This is a genomic window from Microcella alkaliphila (genome assembly GCF_004216855.1).
GTDB classification, from domain to species: Bacteria; Actinomycetota; Actinomycetes; order Actinomycetales; family Microbacteriaceae; genus Microcella; species Microcella alkaliphila.
In genome coordinates this window covers 257245-277285 of sequence record NZ_SGXT01000013.1, presented here as the reverse complement: position 1 = coordinate 277285, position 20041 = coordinate 257245, and the positions used below count along the sequence as shown (strand labels likewise).

At 69.3% G+C, this 20041-nt stretch carries 23 protein-coding genes and 1 tRNA gene; 7 read left to right on the top strand and 17 right to left on the bottom strand.

Translation table 11 applies throughout. From position 1 onward, the window contains the following. Positions 1 to 128: 128 nt before the first annotated feature. The gene (locus EV140_RS04720; RefSeq protein WP_096421004.1) at positions 129 to 353 is read right to left on the bottom strand and encodes a PLDc N-terminal domain-containing protein; all 225 of its coding nucleotides are present in this window, start codon (positions 351 to 353) and stop codon (positions 129 to 131) included. Between EV140_RS04720 and EV140_RS04715 the strand changes: the two genes are divergently transcribed. From EV140_RS04715 to EV140_RS04705, 3 genes are all read left to right on the top strand, one after another. Further along, complete coding sequence (locus EV140_RS04715; RefSeq protein ID WP_130281559.1) at positions 352 to 564, top strand: hypothetical protein; 213 nt, start codon at positions 352 to 354, stop codon at positions 562 to 564. The two genes, EV140_RS04720 and EV140_RS04715, sit on opposite strands and share 2 nt — an antisense overlap. Positions 565 to 758: 194 nt before the next feature. Further along, the gene (locus EV140_RS04710; protein WP_130281557.1) at positions 759 to 1046 is read left to right on the top strand and encodes a hypothetical protein; all 288 of its coding nucleotides are present in this window, start codon (positions 759 to 761) and stop codon (positions 1044 to 1046) included. 134 nt (positions 1047 to 1180) lie between these two features. Next, positions 1181 to 1675 carry a DoxX family membrane protein gene (locus tag EV140_RS04705; RefSeq protein WP_130281555.1) on the top strand — a complete coding sequence of 165 codons (495 nt, stop codon included), beginning with the start codon at positions 1181 to 1183 and terminating at the stop codon, positions 1673 to 1675. A gap of 2 nt (positions 1676 to 1677) precedes the next feature. Here EV140_RS04705 and EV140_RS13305 read toward each other — a convergent pair whose 3' ends face one another. The 4 genes from EV140_RS13305 to EV140_RS04690 form a co-directional block, all read right to left on the bottom strand. After that, on the bottom strand, positions 1678 to 1836 hold the full coding sequence (locus tag EV140_RS13305) for a hypothetical protein (protein ID WP_198674348.1): 159 nt from the start codon (positions 1834 to 1836) through the stop codon (positions 1678 to 1680). A gap of 51 nt (positions 1837 to 1887) precedes the next feature. Continuing rightward, on the bottom strand, positions 1888 to 2379 hold the full coding sequence (coaD, locus tag EV140_RS04700) for a pantetheine-phosphate adenylyltransferase (RefSeq protein WP_130281553.1): 492 nt from the start codon (positions 2377 to 2379) through the stop codon (positions 1888 to 1890). 66 nt (positions 2380 to 2445) lie between these two features. Continuing rightward, positions 2446 to 3132, bottom strand: coding sequence for an endonuclease/exonuclease/phosphatase family protein (locus EV140_RS04695; RefSeq protein ID WP_130281551.1), 687 nt, complete (start codon positions 3130 to 3132; stop codon positions 2446 to 2448). A 3-nt stretch (positions 3133 to 3135) separates the two neighbouring features. After that, on the bottom strand, positions 3136 to 5352 hold the full coding sequence (locus tag EV140_RS04690) for an ATP-dependent DNA helicase RecG (RefSeq protein ID WP_130281549.1): 2217 nt from the start codon (positions 5350 to 5352) through the stop codon (positions 3136 to 3138). A 32-nt stretch (positions 5353 to 5384) separates the two neighbouring features. On the opposite strand from EV140_RS04690, the gene EV140_RS04685 reads away from it, so the two are divergent. Continuing rightward, positions 5385 to 5972 carry an RsmD family RNA methyltransferase gene (locus tag EV140_RS04685; protein WP_130281547.1) on the top strand — a complete coding sequence of 196 codons (588 nt, stop codon included), beginning with the start codon at positions 5385 to 5387 and terminating at the stop codon, positions 5970 to 5972. Between the two features lie 24 nt (positions 5973 to 5996). Here EV140_RS04685 and thiL read toward each other — a convergent pair whose 3' ends face one another. Next, on the bottom strand, positions 5997 to 7031 hold the full coding sequence (gene thiL, locus EV140_RS04680; RefSeq protein ID WP_130281545.1) for a thiamine-phosphate kinase: 1035 nt from the start codon (positions 7029 to 7031) through the stop codon (positions 5997 to 5999). A 63-nt stretch (positions 7032 to 7094) separates the two neighbouring features. On the opposite strand from thiL, the gene EV140_RS04675 reads away from it, so the two are divergent. Beyond that, positions 7095 to 7694, top strand: coding sequence for a DUF3515 family protein (locus EV140_RS04675; protein ID WP_130281543.1), 600 nt, complete (start codon positions 7095 to 7097; stop codon positions 7692 to 7694). 767 nt (positions 7695 to 8461) lie between these two features. Here EV140_RS04675 and EV140_RS04665 read toward each other — a convergent pair. The 8 genes from EV140_RS04665 to leuC all read right to left on the bottom strand — a co-directional run bounded on the left by EV140_RS04665 (position 8462) and on the right by leuC (position 17422). Then, positions 8462 to 9625, bottom strand: coding sequence for a D-alanine--D-alanine ligase family protein (locus EV140_RS04665; RefSeq protein WP_130281539.1), 1164 nt, complete (start codon positions 9623 to 9625; stop codon positions 8462 to 8464). A gap of 40 nt (positions 9626 to 9665) precedes the next feature. After that, entirely contained in the window at positions 9666 to 11219 is a 1554-nt protein-coding gene (locus EV140_RS04660; RefSeq protein ID WP_130281537.1) for a Mur ligase family protein, read from the bottom strand. Then, positions 11216 to 11959: an alpha/beta fold hydrolase gene (locus EV140_RS04655; protein WP_130281535.1), complete on the bottom strand. Its 744-nt coding sequence runs from the start codon at positions 11957 to 11959 to the stop codon at positions 11216 to 11218. The genes EV140_RS04660 and EV140_RS04655 overlap by 4 nt, the downstream gene beginning before the upstream one ends. 46 nt (positions 11960 to 12005) lie before the next feature. Continuing rightward, positions 12006 to 13034 (bottom strand): NAD(P)H-dependent glycerol-3-phosphate dehydrogenase, encoded by a 1029-nt coding sequence (locus EV140_RS04650; RefSeq protein ID WP_422386088.1) that lies wholly within the window; start codon positions 13032 to 13034, stop codon positions 12006 to 12008. A 52-nt stretch (positions 13035 to 13086) separates the two neighbouring features. Continuing rightward, positions 13087 to 13857 (bottom strand): lysophospholipid acyltransferase family protein, encoded by a 771-nt coding sequence (locus EV140_RS04645; RefSeq protein WP_422386083.1) that lies wholly within the window; start codon positions 13855 to 13857, stop codon positions 13087 to 13089. Positions 13858 to 13942: 85 nt separating this feature from the next. Continuing rightward, on the bottom strand, positions 13943 to 15319 hold the full coding sequence (gene murA, locus EV140_RS04640; protein ID WP_130281533.1) for a UDP-N-acetylglucosamine 1-carboxyvinyltransferase: 1377 nt from the start codon (positions 15317 to 15319) through the stop codon (positions 13943 to 13945). A gap of 22 nt (positions 15320 to 15341) precedes the next feature. Then, entirely contained in the window at positions 15342 to 15938 is a 597-nt protein-coding gene (leuD, locus tag EV140_RS04635; protein ID WP_130281531.1) for a 3-isopropylmalate dehydratase small subunit, read from the bottom strand. Next, positions 15938 to 17422: a 3-isopropylmalate dehydratase large subunit gene (gene leuC, locus EV140_RS04630; RefSeq protein WP_130281529.1), complete on the bottom strand. Its 1485-nt coding sequence runs from the start codon at positions 17420 to 17422 to the stop codon at positions 15938 to 15940. Before leuC ends, leuD begins: the two co-directional genes overlap by 1 nt. 142 nt (positions 17423 to 17564) lie before the next feature. Here leuC and EV140_RS04625 point away from each other — a divergent pair, with 142 nt between their 5' ends. Both EV140_RS04625 and EV140_RS04620 read left to right on the top strand, forming a co-directional pair. Beyond that, positions 17565 to 17906 carry a DUF2200 domain-containing protein gene (locus tag EV140_RS04625; RefSeq protein WP_096423357.1) on the top strand — a complete coding sequence of 114 codons (342 nt, stop codon included), beginning with the start codon at positions 17565 to 17567 and terminating at the stop codon, positions 17904 to 17906. After that, a complete protein-coding gene (locus EV140_RS04620) occupies positions 17903 to 18592 on the top strand; it encodes a hypothetical protein (RefSeq protein WP_130281527.1) in 690 nt (229 codons plus the stop codon). Before EV140_RS04625 ends, EV140_RS04620 begins: the two co-directional genes overlap by 4 nt. Positions 18593 to 18636: 44 nt before the next feature. On the opposite strand, the gene EV140_RS04615 is transcribed toward EV140_RS04620, so the two are convergent. The 3 genes from EV140_RS04615 to EV140_RS04605 form a co-directional block, all read right to left on the bottom strand. After that, positions 18637 to 18709: transfer RNA gene (locus EV140_RS04615), tRNA-Glu, on the bottom strand. Positions 18710 to 18809: 100 nt separating this feature from the next. Continuing rightward, positions 18810 to 19718 (bottom strand): diacylglycerol/lipid kinase family protein, encoded by a 909-nt coding sequence (locus EV140_RS04610; RefSeq protein WP_130281525.1) that lies wholly within the window; start codon positions 19716 to 19718, stop codon positions 18810 to 18812. Positions 19719 to 19722: 4 nt separating this feature from the next. Then, positions 19723 to 20004 (bottom strand): metal-sensitive transcriptional regulator, encoded by a 282-nt coding sequence (locus tag EV140_RS04605; RefSeq protein WP_130281523.1) that lies wholly within the window; start codon positions 20002 to 20004, stop codon positions 19723 to 19725. Positions 20005 to 20041 lie beyond the last annotated feature (37 nt).

Genomic DNA, 20041 nt, shown 5'->3' with positions numbered 1-20041 from the left:
GGATGACACCGGTGACCGGGGCCGTCGTCTCGCTCGTCGTTGTGCTCACGCTGCGTACTCTGCCACGCACGCGTGACGAAACGCCCAAGAATCACGAAAACAGCTGAGGAATTCCCGTCTCGATGCGGTTAGGAGCGGAACGGGTCGCCGATGCGGCGCCCGAGAATGAACCACACCAGCGTGCCGAGCAGAGGGAAAAAGAACACGACCACGGCCCACACGAGCTTCATCGGCATGCTGAGCTCCGTCGATTGCGCGATCTGGATGAGCGCCACAACGATGAGCACCAGCCACAAGAGGCCAAGCAGCATGAACACTGTGCCTAGGGCAACCAGGCCAGGGATCGCTTCCATGCGTCCGAGCCTGGCAGAGCGGGATGCTCGTGTCGAGCAGGCGACGAATCAGAAAACTTTGCGACGAATCGCCGTATGCCTCTTGCGGGATGCACGCAGCAACCGCTACGTTCGTGTCCGCTCACACGTCGAAAGGAGGCCGAGCATGTTTATTCTCACCACGGGAGAGACCCGTCACACTGCCGGCGTCGTCGGCGTCCTCACCGCCTAAGCGGGTAGCGCTCTCGCCACCCGATCTGTCGGTGGCGACGCTCACGAAGCTCGATCCCCTCGCTCTGCGCGCCTGCGCATCGTGAGCGCTCGGCGGATCATCGTCCCGCCCGCCGCGCCTGCGCGGCGCCCGGTGCTCGCGAGCGCCGCGGCTCCCTCGTATCACCCGCTTTACTCGCAGTGAGGAACCCCCTCGTGACCGTCACGACCCACACCCCTGTCCCCCAGTCGACGCACGAGCGTCGACCCGAAGCCGAATCAATACGCCCGAGCTCGACCCGCATCCGCCGCGGTGGGCGCTCTCTCACGCTGATCGACCGCATCGCCCTTGCCGTGGGCGTCGCGCTCGTGACGTGGAGCCGCCGACCCCGCATCGCCGACCGTCGCGACGAGCTCGAGCGCCGGGTGCACCGCCGCATGAGCGACGAGCAGCGCGAGACCCGGCAGCTGCAGCTGATGCTGCAGTGCCTGCCCCCGCGATGAGCACCCCCGCCCGCCCGGGCTGTCATGCTCGGGCGGGCATGCTCCACCCCCTCGGTGATCGTCAGGCCTCTGCTCAGACGAGCGACGTACGCTGGCGGCACGAACATAGGGACGCCACGGAGGTTGAGAACGGGATGCGCGCGCTGATCACTCGAGGAATTGACCTGTTCGATCGCTTTGTCGTCTGGACGATGGACCGGTTCGGCGTCAAGTTCGCCCGGCTCGCGATCGGTGTCGTCTTCATCTGGTTCGGTGCGCTGAAGATCATGGGCGACCTCAGCCCGGCCTACGACCTCGTCGCCGCAACCGTCTACTTTGCGACGCCCGAGATCATCGTCCCGCTGCTCGGCGTGTGGGAGGTCGCGATCGGGCTAGCGTTCCTATTCCCGCCGACGACCCGCCTGGCACTGCTGATGCTCATTCCGCAGATGCCCGGAACCTTCCTGCCGCTCGTGCTCCTGCCGGAGGTGACGTACACGGTGTTCCCGTTTGGGCTCACGATCGAGGGTCAGTACATCGTCAAGAACCTCGTCATCATCGCCTGCGCGCTCATCATCGGAGGGCATGCCTTGCGCAAGCACAAAACTGACACCGAGAGCATCACGCTGCCGGAGCGCGCTCGCGCGTAGACCTACTTGCGGCCAAATAGGCGCGCGAAGAAGCCGGGCTCGGCCTGGTGACCCTGACAGCGCTGCGAGTGGGGAATGCCGCGCATGACCTGCGTGACGTGCTGCCCGCATCCCGTCCAGGTGGCCTTGCCGCACTTTCGGCAGGTGATCTGCTGACACATGTCTGACTCCTTGTGGGGTGAACGAACACCACCACTATACCCCCAGGGGTATCAGCCCTCGCGCGTCTCCTCGAGGAACTCGGCGACTGCACGCGGCACGTACGGCGCAACGTCGCCGCCGAGGCTCGCAACCTGGCGCACGAGCGAGCTCGACACGTGCGCGTGTGCGGGGTCGGGCAGCATGAACACCGTCTCGACGCCCGCGAGGTTGCGGTTCACGATCGCCATGGGAGTTTCGTACGCGACGTCAACCTGGCTGCGCACGCCCTTGATGAGCACCTGTGCGCCGACCTCGGTGCAGTAGTCGACGAGCAGCCCGACGCTCCAGCCCGTCACACGAATCGTCGACGGCAGCGCCCGATCGGCAACGGCCTGCTCGATGAGTGAGACCCGCTGCGCAATGGGCAGCATCGCGCTCTTCCCGGGGTTGTGCACGACGACGACGTGGATCTCGTCGAAGATGTTGGCCGCGCGCTCGATGACATCGAGGTGGCCCAGAGTGACCGGGTCAAACGACCCAGGAACGACGGCGATCCTGCTCATGAGGCCAGCCTAGCGAGTCGACGTTACCGTTCCGTGACGGAACGGGTCCGTGCATCCCGAATGGGGTCAGGCGTTCTGCACCCGTTCGGCGTATTCCGCGTTGACAAGGATCGGCATGTGGTCACTGACGCCCTGCGGCAGCGTCTGCACCGTGGTGAGCGACATGCCGATCGAGGTGGCGAAGTCGAAGTGCCCGCGGAAGAACTTGTAGCGGGTGTAGGTGCGTGAGTCGGCCAACGTCACCTCGTGACCCGAGCGCTGCACGGTCGACGACAGAAACTCTTGGAACCACGGGTAATTGAAGTCGCCGACCATCAACGTCGGCAGGTGCGCACCGAAGGTGTCGAGCGCCTCGTGGGCGGCGTGAATCTGGGTGCGTCGCAAGGAGTTCAGCGCGGTCAAAGGTGCGGCGTGAAACGACCCGATGGCGACCTCCCGCTCGTGCTTGCGATCGAACAGCAGCGAGCCGAGCAGTCGCTCATGGGCAGGCTTCGCGATGATGTCGTGCAGCGAGCGCTTCAGCGAGACCGCCTTCGTATCGAGGGCCTCAAAGCGTTCGTGGTGGTAGTAGACGGCGAGGCCGAGCCGATTACCGCGGGTCGCGTCGGCGAGGTGCATCGGCCCGAGATCGCCAGGCAGACGCTCGGTGTCGATCTCTTGCAGGCACAGCAGATTCGGTTCGTGCTCGGCGATGAGCGCGGAGAGCTCGCCGATCGCCGCGTGCTTGCGGAGGTTGTAGCTGATGACGCGCATGGTCTAATTCTTCGCCATAAATTCTCGAGCTGATTCGTCAAGGCGCCGAGCAAGGGCATCCGCCAGGGAGCGATGGCCCTCGAGCGCCGGGTCACCCTCCAGTATCGCCGCCGCGGCTCCACGCGCGTCGATGATCACCTCCGAATCGGTGACGACCCTCAACAGCTTCAGACTTGAGCGACCACCCGACTGGTTCGCACCCAGCACGTCGCCCTCACGGCGCAGTTCGAGGTCGACCTGGGCCAGCTCGAAGCCGTCGAGCGTCGCGGCGACCGCGTCGACTCGCTGTCGCGCGGTCGTGTCGGGCTCTGCAGCCGTGACGAACAAACACAGACCCGGATGCGCGCCCCGCCCCACGCGCCCCCGCAACTGGTGCAGTTGGCTAACCCCGAAGCGGTCGGCGTCGATGACCGCCATGAAGGTCGCGTTCGGCACGTCGACCCCGACCTCGATGACCGTCGTCGCGACCAGAACGTCGAGGTCCCCGGCGGCAAAGGCCCGCATCGTCGCGTCCTTCTCCTCGGCCGGCATGCGGCCGTGCAGCGCGGCGATGCGGCGCCCGGCCAGCGGCGGCGCCTGCTGCAGGATCGGCAACAGCTCGACGATGCTGCCAGGCGGGCGGTCGACGACCGGCGGCTCCGTCGCGTCGTCGGCGAGCGCATCCGGGTCGTCTTCGACCGTGGTCGGGTCGATCGCGGGCACGACGACGAAGCCCTGGCGGCCCGCCTCAAGCTCTTCGCCGAGGCGCTGCCAGACGCGCGGCCACCAGCCCGGTTTGTCGGCGAGCGGCACCACGTGGCTGACGATCGGGATGCGCCCCGCGGGCAGGGTGCGGATCGTCGAGACGTCGAGGTCGCCAAACACCGTCATCGCGACGGTGCGGGGAATCGGCGTCGCCGTCAGCACGAGCACGTGCGGGGGCACAGCGCCCTTGCGGCGCAGGGTCTCGCGCTGCTCGACACCGAAGCGGTGCTGCTCGTCGACGACGACGAGCCCCAAGTCGACGAACTGAACCTTGTCGCCGAGCAGGGCATGCGTGCCGACGACGATGCGCGACTGGCCGCTCGCGATCGCCAGCAGTGTCTTGCGCCGCTCGGCCGCCCCCAGCTGGCCGGTGAGCAAGACGGGGCGCAGGCGCGCCGCGCGGTCGGGGCCGAGGGTCGCGACGATCGAGCGGAAGTGCTGGGCGGCCAACACCTCGGTCGGCGCGAGCAGGGCGCTCTGCCCGCCGTTCTCGGCCACCGTCAGCATGGCGCGCACGGCGACGAGGGTCTTGCCTGAGCCGACCTCGCCCTGCACCAGCCGGTTCATGGGGACGGCGGCGGCCAGGTCGCGGGCGATCTCGTCGCCGACGGCCCGCTGGTCGGGCGTCAGCGTGAAGGGCAACTCGGCGTCGAATCCCGCGAGCTCGTCGCCGGGCAAGCGCGGCTCGGCGGGCGACGAGCGCAGCACGGCACGCTGCTGCAGGAGGGCCGCCTGGAGGAGGAACGCCTCGTGGAATCGCAGGGTGTCGCGGCCACGACGCCACTGCTGGTCGTCTTCCGGCTGGTGGGTGAAGCGCAGCGCCCGTGCGAGGTCGAGCAGCTGGCGCTCGGCGCGCACCTCGAGCGGCACGGGGTCGTCGAGGCCGACGAGGCTGTCAAGCGCGACTCCCATCGCCTTCTGTACGTGCCAGCTCGACACCGTGGAGGTCGCTGGGTAGATCGGAATCGGCGCGAGCGCCCACTTCTGCGCCTCGGGGTCGGGCGCCCCCGGCACCAGCTCGAGGTCGTCGAACAGCTGGTAGTCGGGGTGGGCCAACTGCCGCGCGCCACGGTACTCGCCGACCTTGCCGGCGAAGATGCCGCGAACGCCCGTCTTCAGTGTCTCTTTGCGCCAGGCCTGGTTGAAGAAGGTGAGCGTGACGATGCCGCGGCCGTCGGTGATCTGCACCTCGAGGATCGAGCCCTTGCGGTTCTTCATCGACCGCTCCGTCACGCGCAGTACCTCGGCGACGATGGTGACCTCCTCGCCCACGGTCAGCTCGGTGAGCGCCGTCAGCTCGCCGCGCTTCGCGTAGCGCCGCGGGTAGTGGGCGACGAGGTCGCCGACCGTCTGCATGCCGAAGGCGCGCGTGAGCGCCTTCGCGGTGCGGTCGCCAAGCACCCGCACCAGCTGCTGGTCGAGCGGGCCGGTCACGAGGTCAACGCTACCCGCGGCCGCTGACGCGGCCCCGCGCATCCATCAGGGATGCTCGCGATAGCGTGGAGAACGTGACCCGCCTGATCGCCGGTTTCGCCGGCTCGCTCACGCTCAGCGTGCCGAAGAGCGGCACGCGACCCACGAGTGACCGCGTGCGTGAGGCGATCTTCTCGGCGCTCGAGGCGCGCGACCTCATCGACGGCGCGCGCGTCGTCGACCTGTACGCGGGCTCGGGGGCGCTCGGCCTGGAGGCGGCCAGCCGCGGGGCGGAGTCCGTCGTCCTCGTCGAGAAGGCCGCGTCGGCCGCGCGGGTGTGCCAGGCGAACGCTCGACTCGTGGAGCAGCAGGCCGCGCGGTTCGGGGTCGACCCGGCCCCGCGCATCCGCGTGGTGACGCGCGCCGCGCGTTCGGCGGTCGAGACGCTCGACGCGCCCGTCGACCTGGTCTTCATCGACCCGCCGTACGAGGCGGGCGCCGCCGAGGTCGACGAGCTGCTCGCGGAGCTCGTGCCGCACCTGGCGGCGGACGCGGTGGTCGCGCTGGAGCGCTCGTCGCGCAGCGTTCCCCCATCCGAGGTGCGCGGGCTCGTGCTCGATCGCACGGCGCGCTACGGCGAGACCGTCGTGCACTGGATGCGGCGGGTAACCGAGGAAGGCTAAGCCGGTAGACGTCGTCGGGCGTCGTCATACGTCGTCGAACGAGTCCCAGCCGCCGCGCTGCTCGAACGGTCGGCCGCCGACCCGCAACTCGGGGCCTCCGTCGCCCGGCTCGACAACGCGACCGATGACCCGGAAACCCCCCGGCAGCCCGGGGCCGCCGTCGGCGAGGAGGATGGCGGGGAAGGTCGCGAGCAGGCTGTGGTCTTCTCCGCCGGTGAGCACGAGCGGGAGGAACATCGCGTCGACTCCGGCCGCGATACAGACGGCGGCGGCGTCGAGGTCGACGACGACTCCGCTCGCGCGGGCGATGCGGCGGGCGTCGAGGGCGAGGCCATCGCTGAGGTCGAGCATCGCGGTCGCGCCCGCGAGAGCAGCGGCGGGCCCATCGGCGAGGGGAGGCCGGGGCGCGAGTTGTGCGTCGACGATGCGCGGCTCATCGGCGCGCAGTGCGGCAGCCCGCTCGGGGTCGGGGTTGCCCTCGTCGTCGACTCCCTCGTCGAACAGCATGCGCAGGCCGCGGGCCGCGAGGCCGATGCCGCCCGACACGGCGACGAGATCACCCGGTTGCGCTCCGTCGCGCGTGACGGGTGGCCGGCCTTCGAGGTCGCCGAACGCCGTCACGGCGATCGTGAGGGTGGATCCGACGCTGAGGTCGCCTCCGACGACCCCGCACCCGGGGGCGAGCGCAGCGCAGGCGTCGGCGAAGCCGTCGGCCAGCTGCTCGAGCTCGGCAACCGCGGTGTCGGCGGGGGCGATGAGGGCGACAACCAGACCGGTCGGGCGGGCGCCCATCGCGGCGATGTCGCTGAGGTTGGTGGCGGCGGCCTTCCAGCCCAGGTCGTGCGGGGTCGACCAGGCGCGGCGAAAGTCGGGGCCGTCGACCATGACGTCGGTCGTGACGACGAAGCGACCGTCGGCAGCGGCGACGACGGCGGCGTCGTCGCCGGGCCCGAGCACGGTGTGTTCGCCGCGCGGCAGTCGGGGGATGATGCGGGCGAGCGCCGCGATCTCGCCGACCGTGCGCAGGGTGTCGGGGTGAGCATCCGGGCTGTCGGTCACGGGGTCCACGCTAGCGCGGCCCGCTCAGCGCGCGGCGAGCCGCGGGCGCTAGCGTTGAGGGCGATGACTCGCCGACCTTTTCGCGCCGCCGGAGCCCTCGCCGCGGCCGCGCTGCTTGCCGCGCTAACCGCCTGCGCTCCGACCGTCGCGCTGGAGCCCGCCGACGACGCGAATGCGCTCGCGTGCGCCGAGATCAGCGTGCGCCTGCCCGACGAGCTGCTGGGGCTCGAGCGCCGCACGACGAACGCGCAGGCGACCGCGGCCTGGGGTAACCCGGCCGCGGTGATATACCGGTGCGGGCTGCCGCCGATCGGCGCCACCGACCTGCCCTGCTTCACGGTGGAGGGCGTCGACTGGCTGCTCGACGAGTCGAACGCGCCGCAGTTCGTCTTCCTGTCGTACGGGCGCGCGCCCGTCACCGAGATCATCGTCGACCCCGACCTCGCCGGAGTCGCGGGAGTCGATGTGCTGCGCGCCCTCGGCCCCGCCGTGTCGGTGGTGGAGGCGACGCAGCAGTGCCTGGCAGCGACCGACGTGCTGACGGGCGGACAGATCGCGCCGCCGAGCGAGAGCGATGAGCCGGCGGAGCAGGGCGATGGGCCTACCGGCTCAAGTGACGAGCCAGCCGCGCCTCGTGAGGGCGACGAGCCGGCCGACGAGTAGCCGCTCACCCCCGATCACGCCGCTCACGCCTTTCCGGCGAACAGCGAGCCGACCAGAGCCGCACCGAGCCTCACCGACCCCCACTGCCGCTTCCCACCGCCACGACTGTCCCATCCCGCGCCGCCGCCCTCATCCCCAGCGGCCACTTCCCACCCCCGGCAGCTTCCAAAGTCACGGAAAGACGAATGCGCGTCGGCTGGGCGCACACGTTCCACTCCTCCAGGCGGTTCCGCAACAGCGGAACGGGCGAAGCGGGGTCACAGACTCCTCGTGGGGTCGGGCGTCCTCGTGTGCCTCAGCACACGGTTCGCATCGGTGCCGACCGTGCCACTTCTCAGGAGTCGAGGTCGCAGGTTCCCGGAAACAAGCGGGCGCGGGTCGGCAACGTACCCCGAACTCCTGAGAAACGTCACGCGCAGCACGAGTGAGAACGGTTCACCCCTCCGCGACTTTGGAAGGCGCCGCAAGGGGCGAAGGTGACCCCGACGCGGGCGGGCGAATGTGAGTGCGGGCGGACAGGAAGGTGGGCGGGCGGGCGCGAGGGCGCGCGCTTGGGCGGGCCGGAGGGCGGGCGCGAGGGCGCGCGCTTGGGCGGGCCGGAGGGCGGGCGCGGGCGGCAGCGGGAACGGGAACGTGGACGGGCCGGAGCGCGGGCGCACGCGGGCGCACGCGGGCGCGGGCGCGGGCGGGAGCGGGAACGTGAACGGGTGCGCGTGAGCGGGGCGACCCGAGCGTTCGGACGCCCGGGCGCCCGGGCGGAACAGGCTTTACGCGCGGGGTCCGTCGAGCCCGACCAACTTGCCGGCGATTCCGCCGGCGGCGCGCAGGGCCGCTCCACCGCCGAACCCGGCCTGCGGGAACACCACGCGCCTGTCGCGCGCCTCCACCAGCGCATCGATCAGCACGGTCGCTGCCGGCTGGGTCGGCGCCCACAGGTAGAGCGACATCGCTCCGGGGATCGAGTTGACCTCGTTCACGAGCAACTCCCCCGCGGCCTCGTCGAGCAGCAGGTCGACGCGCACCACACCGGTGAGGCGCGTGACATCGGCGACGCGCGCCGCCAGATCACGTGCGGCCTCGTGGATGCTCGCATCCACGTTCGCGGGAAACTCGCGCGGCGCGCTCGACAGCCCCGCCTCCGAGCCCGAGCCGCCCGCCAGATACTTCTCGGCGTACGAATACAGGGCGCTGCCGCCCTCACCACGCAACGGCTTCTCCAGCTCGGTGATCTCGAGCTGCGGGTACGTGCGGAAACTAATGTTCAGGTCGACCAGCTCGGGGCGGTACGGCTCCAGCACAGCGCCGGTGCGTAGGTGCACGCTGGAGGCGGCAAGGGCCCTGGCCGCCTCGATGTCGTCGGCGATCTCGATGCCGATCGACGACCCGCCGAAACGCGGCTTCACGATGTAGGGCCCCGCGAACGACGGCTCGCGCAGGTTCGACACCGCTTCGCGCGGCAGCGACGGGATGCCCGCCGAGGCCATCAGCCCACCGAACGCCAACTTGTCCATACCGACCGCGCCCGCGAAGAGCGTCGACCCGGTGGCGGGCACGCCGAGGAACGAGAACAGGGCCGCAGCGCCGCCGCCCTCGCCAGCTCCGCCGTGCAGGCACAAAAGCGCCGCGTCGAGTTCGATGCGCTCGGCTCCCAGGCGCTTGCGGCGGTACAGGCCCGGCTCGCCCGACAGGCGCACCTCGAGCGGCTGCGAGTCGCGCGGGGCGCCCTCGAGGTAATCCTTCGCCTCCGTGCCGTCCGGCACGCGGAACCACTCGCCCGTCGGCGACCAGTAGACCGGCACAACCTTCTGACCGGCAGCGGTCAAGACCCGCTCAGCCTGCAAGCCCGTCAAAATCGAGATCTCGTGCTCGGGGCTGGGGCCGCCGAAGACGACCGCCCACGGGTGGGTCTGAGCCGAAACGTGCTGCGTCATGGACACCTATCGTCGAGGGGCAAGCACAACCCGCCACCACTCACGGATAGTGATCGGGCAGGTCGTTCTCGTAGAGGATAACGCCCCGGTCACCGGCAGCCTCGACCGCGGCCTTCACGGCCTGCTCACGCGTCGCCACCGCGACCGCGCCGTCGCCGAATCCCGAGACGAGCGCGGCCCGATTCGTGCGACCCACGGCGTACAGCGCACCGCCGGCCTCCCTGATCGCCGCGCCGAACGCTCGATTGCGTTCGCCCTGCACCGGACCCAACTCGACCATGCCCGGAGTGACCACCACGAGCGGCCCGCCGGTCTCGGCGGCGAGCGCCTGCGCCCCCTCGAGCGCGCGGTGCGCGCCGACCGGGTTCGAGTTGTAGGTGTCGTCGATGATGCGCGCCCCGCTCGGTGCCACCTGCACCTCGGCGCGATGGGCCGAGCCGGGCAGGTCGCCGAGGCGCCCCGCGATCGTGTCGACGGGAACCCCGGCGGCCAGCGCGATTCCCGCAGCCACGGCGACGTTGACCGCGTGCCCCGTACCCGACACGGTGACGGCGACCGGCTCGGTGGCGCGACCGATCCTGATGGTGCCGGCATGAGCATCCACGACGACGTCGGCGTCGGCACCCGCCGTCGACACCGTGACGACAGTCTTACCCTGCTCGGCGCACAGCGCTGCGTGCCGGGCAAGGCGCTCGTCGTCGATCGGCAGCACGACGGTGGCCGCCTTCTCGGTGATCTCGGCCTTCGCGCGGAAGATCACGTCGGTCGACCGCATACGCTCGAGATGCGCCTCGCCGATGACGGTGATCGCGGCGATGTCGGGCGGGAAGTATCCGCACAGCTCGCGAATTTCGCCCGCGCCGAAGATGCCCATCTCGGCCACGAAGATCTCGGTGCCCGGCACGAGCTTGTCGTTGACCGCCCGCGACAAACCCAGCCGGTTATTGAAGGATGCGGGGCTCGCCACCGTCGGGAACGTCGCGCTCACGAGGTGGGCGACGTAGTTCTTCGTACTCGTCTTGCCGTAGGAGCCGGTGATCGCGACGACGCGCGGCTTCACCTGCTGCAGCCGCTTCTGCGCCTGTACGACGAACTTCTTCGACCCGGCCTTCTCGATGGGCGCCATGATCGCGAGCGCGAGGTCGGTGAGCGGGGCGCTGACGAGCAGCGTGAGAGCAACACCGGCTGCCCCCAGCAGCGCTGCGAGCAACACCGCGACAAGCAGGTGCACGACGATCCACGCGACCATGAGTCGCTTCACGCGATCCGTGATCGCGAATTTTGCCGAGCGGCCGCGCACCGGCAGGCCGAGCGGCACGAACGCAAGCGACAGAAGGGCAACGAGAGCCCAGTAGTCGCCGAGGGGCGGCACCCCGCCGAGCACGGCGACGAACGTGGCCCCGATCGCGACAACGAGCAGGGCGGCCGTCACGGGTTCGCGCGTCACCCACAGCCACCCCATGCGCGTGGTCCAGCCGGGCACGTAGTGCTCGCGCTGCGCGACGCGCAACCATCGCGCCGCGACAGGCACGGCAACGAGCAGCCCGGCCGCGAACGCCACAAGGGTTGCGGGGGCGGTGAGCAAGTCGATCATTCGGGGTGGTCCAGTTCGTCGAGGAGGGTCAGCAGCTCTTCACGCACGGCGAGCTCGAGGTCGCCGGTCATCAAGTGTGCCGTACCGTCCACGACGCGGAACCGCGCGCCGCCGATGCGCTCTGACGCAACCCGACCCGCGTCGGTCGGAGCATCCGTGTCGTTCTGACCCCAGACCATGCGCACGGGGCAGCGCAGCGCTCCGAGGGCGTCGTCATAGGTCTCGCCGACCACCCGCACGAGGATGTCGCGCATGACCCCCTGCGCGGCGCGGTAATCGCTGGATCCACGCCGACGGCGAATCGCCTCCATGCGACGGTCGCTGATGATGCCGCGCCGGTTGGCCCACCGCGCGAGACGGTAGCTGGCCGGCGGTGGGGTGGGCGCCGTCAACCGAACGAGCGGCACGCCGGTCAACACGAGCCCCGAGACGAGGTCGGGGCGGGCGGCGGCGAGCCGCACGGCGACGCGGCCGCCGAACGAGTGGCCGACGAGCACCACGGGTGCGTAGGCGGCGATCGCCTCGGCGACCAACTCTGCGTACTGCTCGGTGCCCCACGCGCTCTCGGGGGCGGGCGCCGGCCCGAAACCGGGCAGGTGGATGCTCACCGCATCCAGCCCCGACAGCACCGTCTCGAAGTCGGTTCCGTCACGCCCCCAGCCGTGCAGCGCGACGACGCGCGGCGGGGTGGACCCGTGCTTCTCGGCCAGGACGCGGCCTCCGGCAAGTGACGTAATCACTGCATCAGCCTAACGCGGGCTGTACCCCGTCTGGGGGCCACCGCCCCTACTCGCCCTGCGGCTCGTCGCTGTCGGTTGCCAGGTGCGGCGCCAGCTCGCGCGGGTCGAGCGTGCCGTCGAGCACCTGGGCCACCTGCGACACGATCGGCATCGAGACGCCGCGCTGGCCCGCGAGCTCGAGAATCGGCCCGACCGACGCGAGCCCCTCGGCCGTCTGGTTCATCTGGGCGATGACCTCGGTGAACGCATACCCCTGACCGAGCAGTCGCCCAGCCGTGTTGTTGCGCGACAGCGGCGACTCGCACGTGGCGATCAGGTCGCCGAGGCCCGCCAGCCCGCTCATCGTTTCAGGGCGCGCGCCGAACGCGACCGCGAAGTGGGTGAGCTCGACGAGGCCGCGGGTAATGATCGACGCCTTCGTGTTCTCGCCGTAGCCGACGCCGTCGGCGATGCCCACGGCGACGGCGATGAGGTTCTTCAGCACGCCGCCGAACTCGGTGCCGATCACGTCGGAGTTCACAAAGGAGCGGAAGTACTCGTTCGTGGCGGCTCCCGCCACCTGGCGGGCCGTCTCGGCGCTCACGCTCGACACGACGGCCGCCGTCGGCTCGCGCTTCGCGATCTCGAGCGCGAGGTTGGGGCCGCTGATCACGGCGATGCGGTCATCCTCGATGCCGAGCTCCGAGCGAATCACCTCGCTCATGCGCAGGCCCGTGCCCCGCTCGACGCCCTTCATCAGGCTCACGACAGGCACGTGGGGCGGCACGATGTCCCGAATCGAGTGCAGATTGGTGCGCAGCGACTGGCTGGGCACCGAGAGGTACACCTGGTCGGCACCGTCGAGCACCTTCTCGAGCGAGTCGTGCGCGCGCAGCGTGCGCGGCAGGTTGATGCCGGGCAGGTAGTCGCTGTTGCGGTGCGATTCGGTGATCTCTTGCGCCACCTCGCGGCGCCTCGCCCACAGCATCACGTCCGAGCCCGCGTCGGCGAGCACCTTCGCGAACGTGGTACCCCACGATCCGGCGCCGAGCACCGCAATGCGTCGCGCCTCTCCGTCGAGGTCGGGCAGCGGCAGGCGGATCGCCTCGGTCAGGGTCGGATGCTCGGCCCGCTGACCAAACGCGCTCTCACTGCTCAAAACGGCCCGTTTCCTTCTGCCCGTGCTTGGCCGGGTCCCACCGCTCGGCAGGGGGCTCCTCGTCACGCAGGTCGGCGAGCAGGGCGGTGATCGCGTCCATGACGCGCGCCGTTCCCTCGGACAGCGTCGCAGCATCCAGGGGGCGGCCGGCGAGGTCGCTCAGGTCGACCGGGTCGCCGATCTTGCAGACGATGCGTTTGCGCGGGAAGAAGCTGATCTTCTTCGAGTAGCGACCCATGATCTGCTGGGTTCCCCAGTGCGCGGCGGGAATGATCGGGACCCCCGCGGTGAGCGCCATGCGCACGGCACCCGACTTGCCTCGCATCGGCCACATGTCGGGGTCGCGAGTGAGCGTGCCCTCGGGGTAGATGATGACGGCGAGTTCGCGGTCGACGAGCTGCTGCGCGGCCTTCAGGGGCGCGTCCGACCGGCCACGCCCTTCGCGCTCGACGGGAATCTGACCGGATGCTCGCAGCACCGCCCCGAGGAACGTGTTTCTGAAGAGGCTCGCCTTGGCCAGGAACCGGGGCACGCGCTTGAGCTTCCACATGAAGCGCCCCATGATCACCGGGTCGATCTCGCTGTAGTGGTTCGGCGAGAGGATGAACGCACCGCGCTTCGGCAGCTTGTGGCCGTCGATGACGTCGTAGCGGGCCATCAGGGTGAGCGGCGGCAGCAGGATGGCGGCGATCAGCCACCACAGCGGGGTGCGCTCGGGTCCGCGGCGGCGCGCGGGAACAGGGGCGGGTGCGGAAGTCACGGCGTACAGGGTAGACCCACATGCATCCCCTGCCGGGAATGGCTCCCCCGCATGGTGGCGGTCTGCGCGGATGCGCGGGGCGCGATCACGCGCCGGCCGCGACGACCTCGAACTCGGCTCCGAGCTGCTGCAGCTTGTCGAGGAACAGCTCGTATCCGCGCGCGATGATGCCGACGTTCGAGATGGTCGAGGTGCCGTCGGCGGCGAGCGCGGCGATCAGGTGACTGAAGCCGCCGCGGAGGTCGGGCACGCGCACGTCGGCGCCGTGCAGCGGCGTTGGGCCGGTGACAACGGCCGCCTGCTCGAGCTTGCGTCGCGGCACGCGACGCGTGATCGAGGCGATGCCATCCTTGTGCACGACGATGTCGGCGCCCATCTCATTGAGTGCGTCCGTGAATCCGAAACGGTTCTCGTACACGGTCTCGTGCACGACTGAGACGCCATCGGCCTGGGTCAGCGCCACGACCATCGGTTGCTGCCAGTCGGTCATGAAGCCGGGGTGCACGTCCGTTTCGATCTGGACGGGCGTCAGCGGGCATCCGGGGTGCCAGAAGCGGATCCCGTCTTCCAGCACGTCGAATTCGCCGCCCACCTTGCGGTAGACGTTCAAGAACGTCATGAGTTCCTGCTGCTCGGCACCGCCGACGGTGATGTCGCCGCGCGTGGCAAGGGCCGCCGCGGCCCAGCTCGCGGCCTCGTTGCGGTCGAAGATCGCCGTGTGCAGGTAGCCACGCAGCTTCTCGACCCCCTCGATGACGATGACGCGGTTCGGCTCGACCGAGATGATCGCGCCCATCTTCTGCAGGATCGCGATCAGGTCCATGATCTCGGGCTCGATCGCCGCGTTCTTCAGCTCGGTCGTGCCACGCGCGCGGACGGCCGAGAGCAACACCTGCTCGGTCGCGCCCACGCTCGGGAAGGGCAATTCGATGTGCGCACCGGTCAGCCCCTTCGGAGCGGTGAGGTGGATGCCGTGCGGCAGCTTCTTGACGACGGCGCCAAGCGCCCGCAGAGCATCGAGATGGAAGTCGATCGGCCGGTCACCGATCTTGCAGCCGCCGAGGTCGGGAATGAACGCCTCACCCAGCTGGTGCAGCAGCGGCCCGCACAACAGGATCGGGATGCGACTGGAACCCGCGTGGGCGTTGATCTCGGCGAAGTGCGCACTGACGACGTTCGTCGGGTCGAGCACGAGCACTCCGGGCTCAGAGGCGTCGACGCGAACGCCGTGCGCCTCGAGAAGACCCTTCACGACGTGCACGTCGCTGATCTCGGGCACGCCCTTCAGCGTGCTGGGGGTGTCGCCGAGTAGGGCCGCCACCATCGCCTTCGTGACGAGGTTCTTGGCACCGCGCACCTCGATGCGCCCGGTCAGCGGCTTGCCACCGTGGATGCGCAGGGTGTCTCCGGCGAGGCCGACGCGAGCAGCCGACTTCAGCGAGTCCTTCGTGAGGGAGTTCATGTAGCTCTTTCCGTGCCCGGGGTTACCGGGCGGGCAGGGTGGTCGGACGCCAGGCTTCGCGGCGCCCCTCAAAGTCGGTGATGGCCTGCTCGTTGCGCAGGGTCAGCCCGATGTCGTCGAGCCCCTCCAGCAGTCGCCAGCGGGTGTAGTCGTCAATCTCGAACTCGACGGTGATATTCCCCACCGTCACCGTGCGAGCGACGAGGTCGACGGTCGCCTCCATGCCGGGTTGGGTCTCGAGCTCGGCCCAGAGCCGCTCGACGGTGGCCTCGTCAACGACGCCGGTCAACAGGCCCTGCTTTCCGGCGTTGCCGCGGAAGATGTCGGCGAACTTGGGGCTGATCACAGCGCGGAACCCGAAGTCGCGAAGCGCCCACACGGCGTGCTCACGGCTCGATCCGGTGCCGAAATCGGGGCCAGCAATGAGGATGCGTGCGCCCTGGTAGGCGGGCTGGTTCAGGATGAACTCGGGGTCCTGTCGCCAGGAGGAAAACAGCCCGTCGTCGTAGCCCGTCTTCGTCACCCGCTTCAGGTAGACGGCGGGGATGATCTGGTCGGTGTCGACATTCGAGCGGCGGAAGGGGACGGCGACGCCGGTGACCTGGGTGATCTTTTCCATTACGCGCTCACTCCCTCGATGCCGGTGTAGGCCGGGTCGACGTCGATACCCATCGCGATGAGGTCGGCCGGGCTCGACAGCGTGCCGCGGATGGCGGTCGCGGCGGCGACGAGGGGCGACACGAGGTGCGTGCGCCCGCCCTTGCCCTGCCGGCCTTCGAAGTTGCGGTTGCTCGTCGAGGCGCAGCGCTCCCCGGGGGCGAGCTGGTCGGGGTTCATGCCGAGACACATCGAGCAGCCGGCGAAGCGCCACTCGGCACCGAACTCTTCGATGATGTGGTGCAGACCTTCGGCCTCGGCCTCAAGGCGCACGCGCGCCGAACCCGGAACGACCATGACGCGCACGCCGTCGGCCTTCTTCTGCCCCTTGATGATCGACGCGAACGCGCGCAGGTCGTCGAGGCGGCTGTTGGTGCACGAGCCCATGAACACGGCGTCGACGGAGATCTCCTTCATCGGGGTGCCGGCGGGGAGGTCCATGTATTCGAGAGCGCGCTCGGCGGCGGCCCGCTCGTTCGGGTCGATGATGGTCGACGGGTCGGGAACGCTCTGGCTGAGCGACACACCCTGGCCGGGGTTGGTGCCCCAGGTCACGAACGGCTCGAGCTCGCCTGCGTCGAGGAACACCTCGGCGTCGAACACGGCGTCGTCGTCGGTCTTCAGGGTCTCCCAGTGGGCGATCGCCGCATCCCAGTTGTCGCCGGTGGGGGCGTGCGGACGGCCCTTGAGATAGTCGTAGGTGGTCTGGTCGGGGGCGACCATGCCGGCCCGCGCGCCCGCCTCGATCGACATGTTGCAGATCGTCATGCGGCCATCCATCGATAGCGATCGGATGGCGCTGCCGCGGTACTCGAGCACGTAGCCTTGGCCGCCGCCGGTGCCGATCTTGGCGATGACGGCGAGGATGATGTCTTTCGCGGTCACCCCGGGCTTCAGTTCACCCTCGACGGTGATCGCCATCGTCTTGAACGGCTTCAGCGGCAGGGTTTGGGTGGCGAGTACGTGCTCGACCTCGCTCGTGCCGATGCCCATCGCCAGCGCGCCGAACGCGCCATGCGTGGAGGTGTGCGAGTCGCCGCACACCACAGTGATGCCCGGCATCGTGAGGCCCAGCTGGGGGCCGACAACGTGCACGATGCCCTGCTCGACGTCGCCGAGAGAGTGCAGGCGGATACCGAACTCGGCAGCGTTCTTGCGCAGCGTCTCGATCTGCGTACGGCTGGTGGGCTCGGCGATCGGCTTGTGGATGTCGAGGGTCGGCGTGTTGTGGTCTTCCGTCGCGATCGTCAGGTCGGGGCGACGGACGGGGCGGCCCGCCATGCGCAGGCCGTCGAATGCTTGGGGGCTCGTCACCTCGTGCACGAGGTGCAGATCGATGTACAGCAGGTCGGGCTCGCCGTTCTCGCCCTTGGCGACGAGGTGCGACTCCCAGACCTTCTCTGCGAGAGTCTTGGGGCGGTTCGATCCAGCGGTGTCAGCGGTCATGACGCGTACGTGTCCTTCTTCGAGTCTTCAGTTCCGGCCGACGACGAACTCCGCGACGAGGGTGGCCTGGAGGATCAGGACTCGCCGCGGCGACGAAGGAGGAGTCGACCGTGAAGCATCAGCCCAGACTACCATCGGGGCCATGAGCCGCCTGTCGGAGATGAGCGTCGCCCGCGTGTATCCGCTGTACGTGCAAAAACTCGAGCGGAAGGGCCGAAGCCAGGCCGAACTCGACGAGGTCATCACGTGGCTGACCGGACTCGACCGCGCGCAGGTGCAGGCCCACCTCGATGCGGGCAGCAGTTTCGAGGAGTTCTTTGCGGCGTCAACGCTGAACCCGAACGCCTCGGCGATCACGGGGGTCATCTGCGGCATTCGTGTCGAAGACATGACCGATCCGCTGGACCAGAAGGTGCGGTATCTGGACAAGCTGGTCGATGAACTGGCGAAGGGCAAGGCGATGGAGAAGGTGCTGCGGTCATGAGTCCTGAGCGCAAGGCCTGGCTGATCACCGGCATCGTCGCATTGCTGATGGGGCTCGGCACGCTCGCCGTGTGGCTCGGCATGTCGATGACCGATGCGGCGTCTGAGGCCGAGCCGACCCCCGACCCGACCACGTCCGAGCCCGCTGACGACAGCCCCCGCCCCGTTCCCACGAATACGGACGCGGCTGATCCGGTATCGCCGCCCGAGCCTGATCGCGCGGCGGTGCCCGCAGACTGCGCGAGTCTGTACAGCCCAGCCATGACCGCGGAGTTGCAGAGCTACGGGGTCGTTCTCAACCCGGCCTGGACCACCACCGACCCCAACGCGGGGCTGCGCTTTGCCGACGACCTGCTCGAAACTTGGACAGTCGAGTGGGACAGCCGGCAGTGCATCTGGACGACCGAGGGTGGCGGTAGCGGCATCGGGCTCGAGACCCACGTTGTGCCGCTCATCGCCGAAGAGGAGTCGCTCGTTGGTGAGCGGCTCGCGAACCTCGGCTACTCGTCGGTCGACGAGCTCGGCAGCACGCGCTACTTCTGGAGCGTCACTGACGAGGAATTCGGCGGAGCCTATGGAGAGTCACACATCGTCGTCGGCGGCTATTGGTTCGCCACCGCCTGGCTCGATCTCGGCGTGACGGGATACACCGCCGACATGGTGCGGAACCTCGTCGGCGTCGATTGACGAAACGAGAAAACCCCCGGCACTAGCCGGGGGTTTCGCGGTTGTGACCCCAGCGGGATTCGAACCCGCGTTACCGCCGTGAGAGGGCGGCGTACTAGGCCGCTATACGATGGGGCCGCATTGCAACCCGTCGAGTATGCCACAGCGCCCTGGCGCCGACCAAACCGGGCGGGCGTTCGATGCCGCTGCGTGCATCCCGCTTCGATTGCGCGGGGTTTCAGGGGGCGGGAGCGAGCACGCGCAGCGATCGAGCATCCACCGTCGCGGTGATCGGCAGCGGCGCGACGCGCTCGCCGTCGGCGTACGCGACGACGCCGCGGGCGGCGATCGAGACTCGGGATGCCCGCTCGACGATCACGCGCGGGTCACCGACGTGGGTGCCCGCGAACACCCGCGGGTAGATGCGCAGCAACGCGAGGCGCGACAGGGGTTTCACGAGCACGACGTCGAAGAGCCCATCGTCGAACCTCGCGTCGGGGGCGACCTTCATGCCGCCGCCGAAGGACAGGTTGTTGGCCACCGCGACAAGCAGCGCCTTCTCGACGCGGGATTCTCCGTCGAGCTCGAGTGTGTACTCGATCGGTCGAAGTTTGGCGAGCTCGACGAGCAGAGCGAGCGTGTAGCGGCTGCGTCCGCGAGGGAAGCGCATCCGATTGGCCCGTTCATTGACGAGCGCGTCGAAGCCCGCCGACAGGACGCACGCGAAACGCGTCTCGCCTCCGCCGTGGGTGATCGTGCCCGCGTCGATGACCCGCGGCGGCAGCAGCAGCTGGCGGGCGAGCAGGTCGATCGCCGCCTCGGTGTTGTCGACCGGAATGCCGAGACCGCGGCACACGTCGTTGCCGGTTCCGCTCGGCACGATTCCGAGCGGGATGCGGCTGCCGGCGAGCGCCATGACGCCGAGGGCGACCATTCCGTCGCCGCCGACCACGACGAGGGCGTCGGGCTTGTCTGTCAGCTCGCGCCGGGTGGCCTCCAGCAGCTGCGGAAAGTCGAGCTCGGTGAGGCTCGTCACCTCGTGACCCAGCGCGCGGAGGGTGGTGACGACAGCGGGACCCACCTCCCGCCCGCGCCCGAATGCGGCGTTCGGGTTGATCGCGACGACGATGCGCTTACGCGCCGCCATCGGCTCAGCTGCCCCGGTTGTTTTGCAGCTCGTAGACGGCAAGCAGCTCGGCGACGGCCTTCTCGCGCTCGTCGCCGCCCGCGTCGAACATGTCGGTCACGTGCGTGCGAAGGTGGTTCTCGACGAGCAGCTTGTTGAGGCTCGACAGGCTCTTCTGGATGGCGAGCGACTGGGTGATGATGTCGACACAGTACTCGTCGGCATCGATCATCTTCTCGAGCCCACGCATCTGGCCCTGCAGGATTTTTGCCCGGTGCAGCGCCCGCTTCTTGATGTCGTCGATCATGACAGCGACTTTATACCCCCTGGGGGTAGACCGAGCC

Coding starts and splice junctions, on each gene's coding strand:
- EV140_RS04715 (WP_130281559.1), top strand. CDS start 352: ATGCGTCCGAGCCTGGCAGAGCGGGATGCTCGTGTCGAGCAGGCGACG.
- EV140_RS04720 (WP_096421004.1), bottom strand. CDS start 353: ATGGAAGCGATCCCTGGCCTGGTTGCCCTAGGCACAGTGTTCATGCTG.
- EV140_RS04705 (WP_130281555.1), top strand. CDS start 1,181: ATGCGCGCGCTGATCACTCGAGGAATTGACCTGTTCGATCGCTTTGTC.
- EV140_RS13305 (WP_198674348.1), bottom strand. CDS start 1,836: ATGTGTCAGCAGATCACCTGCCGAAAGTGCGGCAAGGCCACCTGGACG.
- coaD (WP_130281553.1), bottom strand. CDS start 2,379: ATGAGCAGGATCGCCGTCGTTCCTGGGTCGTTTGACCCGGTCACTCTG.
- EV140_RS04695 (WP_130281551.1), bottom strand. CDS start 3,132: ATGCGCGTCATCAGCTACAACCTCCGCAAGCACGCGGCGATCGGCGAG.
- EV140_RS04690 (WP_130281549.1), bottom strand. CDS start 5,352: ATGCGCGGGGCCGCGTCAGCGGCCGCGGGTAGCGTTGACCTCGTGACC.
- EV140_RS04675 (WP_130281543.1), top strand. CDS start 7,095: ATGACTCGCCGACCTTTTCGCGCCGCCGGAGCCCTCGCCGCGGCCGCG.
- EV140_RS04665 (WP_130281539.1), bottom strand. CDS start 9,625: ATGACGCAGCACGTTTCGGCTCAGACCCACCCGTGGGCGGTCGTCTTC.
- EV140_RS04660 (WP_130281537.1), bottom strand. CDS start 11,219: ATGATCGACTTGCTCACCGCCCCCGCAACCCTTGTGGCGTTCGCGGCC.
- murA (WP_130281533.1), bottom strand. CDS start 15,319: ATGAACTCCCTCACGAAGGACTCGCTGAAGTCGGCTGCTCGCGTCGGC.
- leuD (WP_130281531.1), bottom strand. CDS start 15,938: ATGGAAAAGATCACCCAGGTCACCGGCGTCGCCGTCCCCTTCCGCCGC.
- leuC (WP_130281529.1), bottom strand. CDS start 17,422: ATGACCGCTGACACCGCTGGATCGAACCGCCCCAAGACTCTCGCAGAG.
- EV140_RS04625 (WP_096423357.1), top strand. CDS start 17,565: ATGAGCCGCCTGTCGGAGATGAGCGTCGCCCGCGTGTATCCGCTGTAC.
- EV140_RS04620 (WP_130281527.1), top strand. CDS start 17,903: ATGAGTCCTGAGCGCAAGGCCTGGCTGATCACCGGCATCGTCGCATTG.
- EV140_RS04610 (WP_130281525.1), bottom strand. CDS start 19,718: ATGGCGGCGCGTAAGCGCATCGTCGTCGCGATCAACCCGAACGCCGCA.
- EV140_RS04605 (WP_130281523.1), bottom strand. CDS start 20,004: ATGATCGACGACATCAAGAAGCGGGCGCTGCACCGGGCAAAAATCCTG.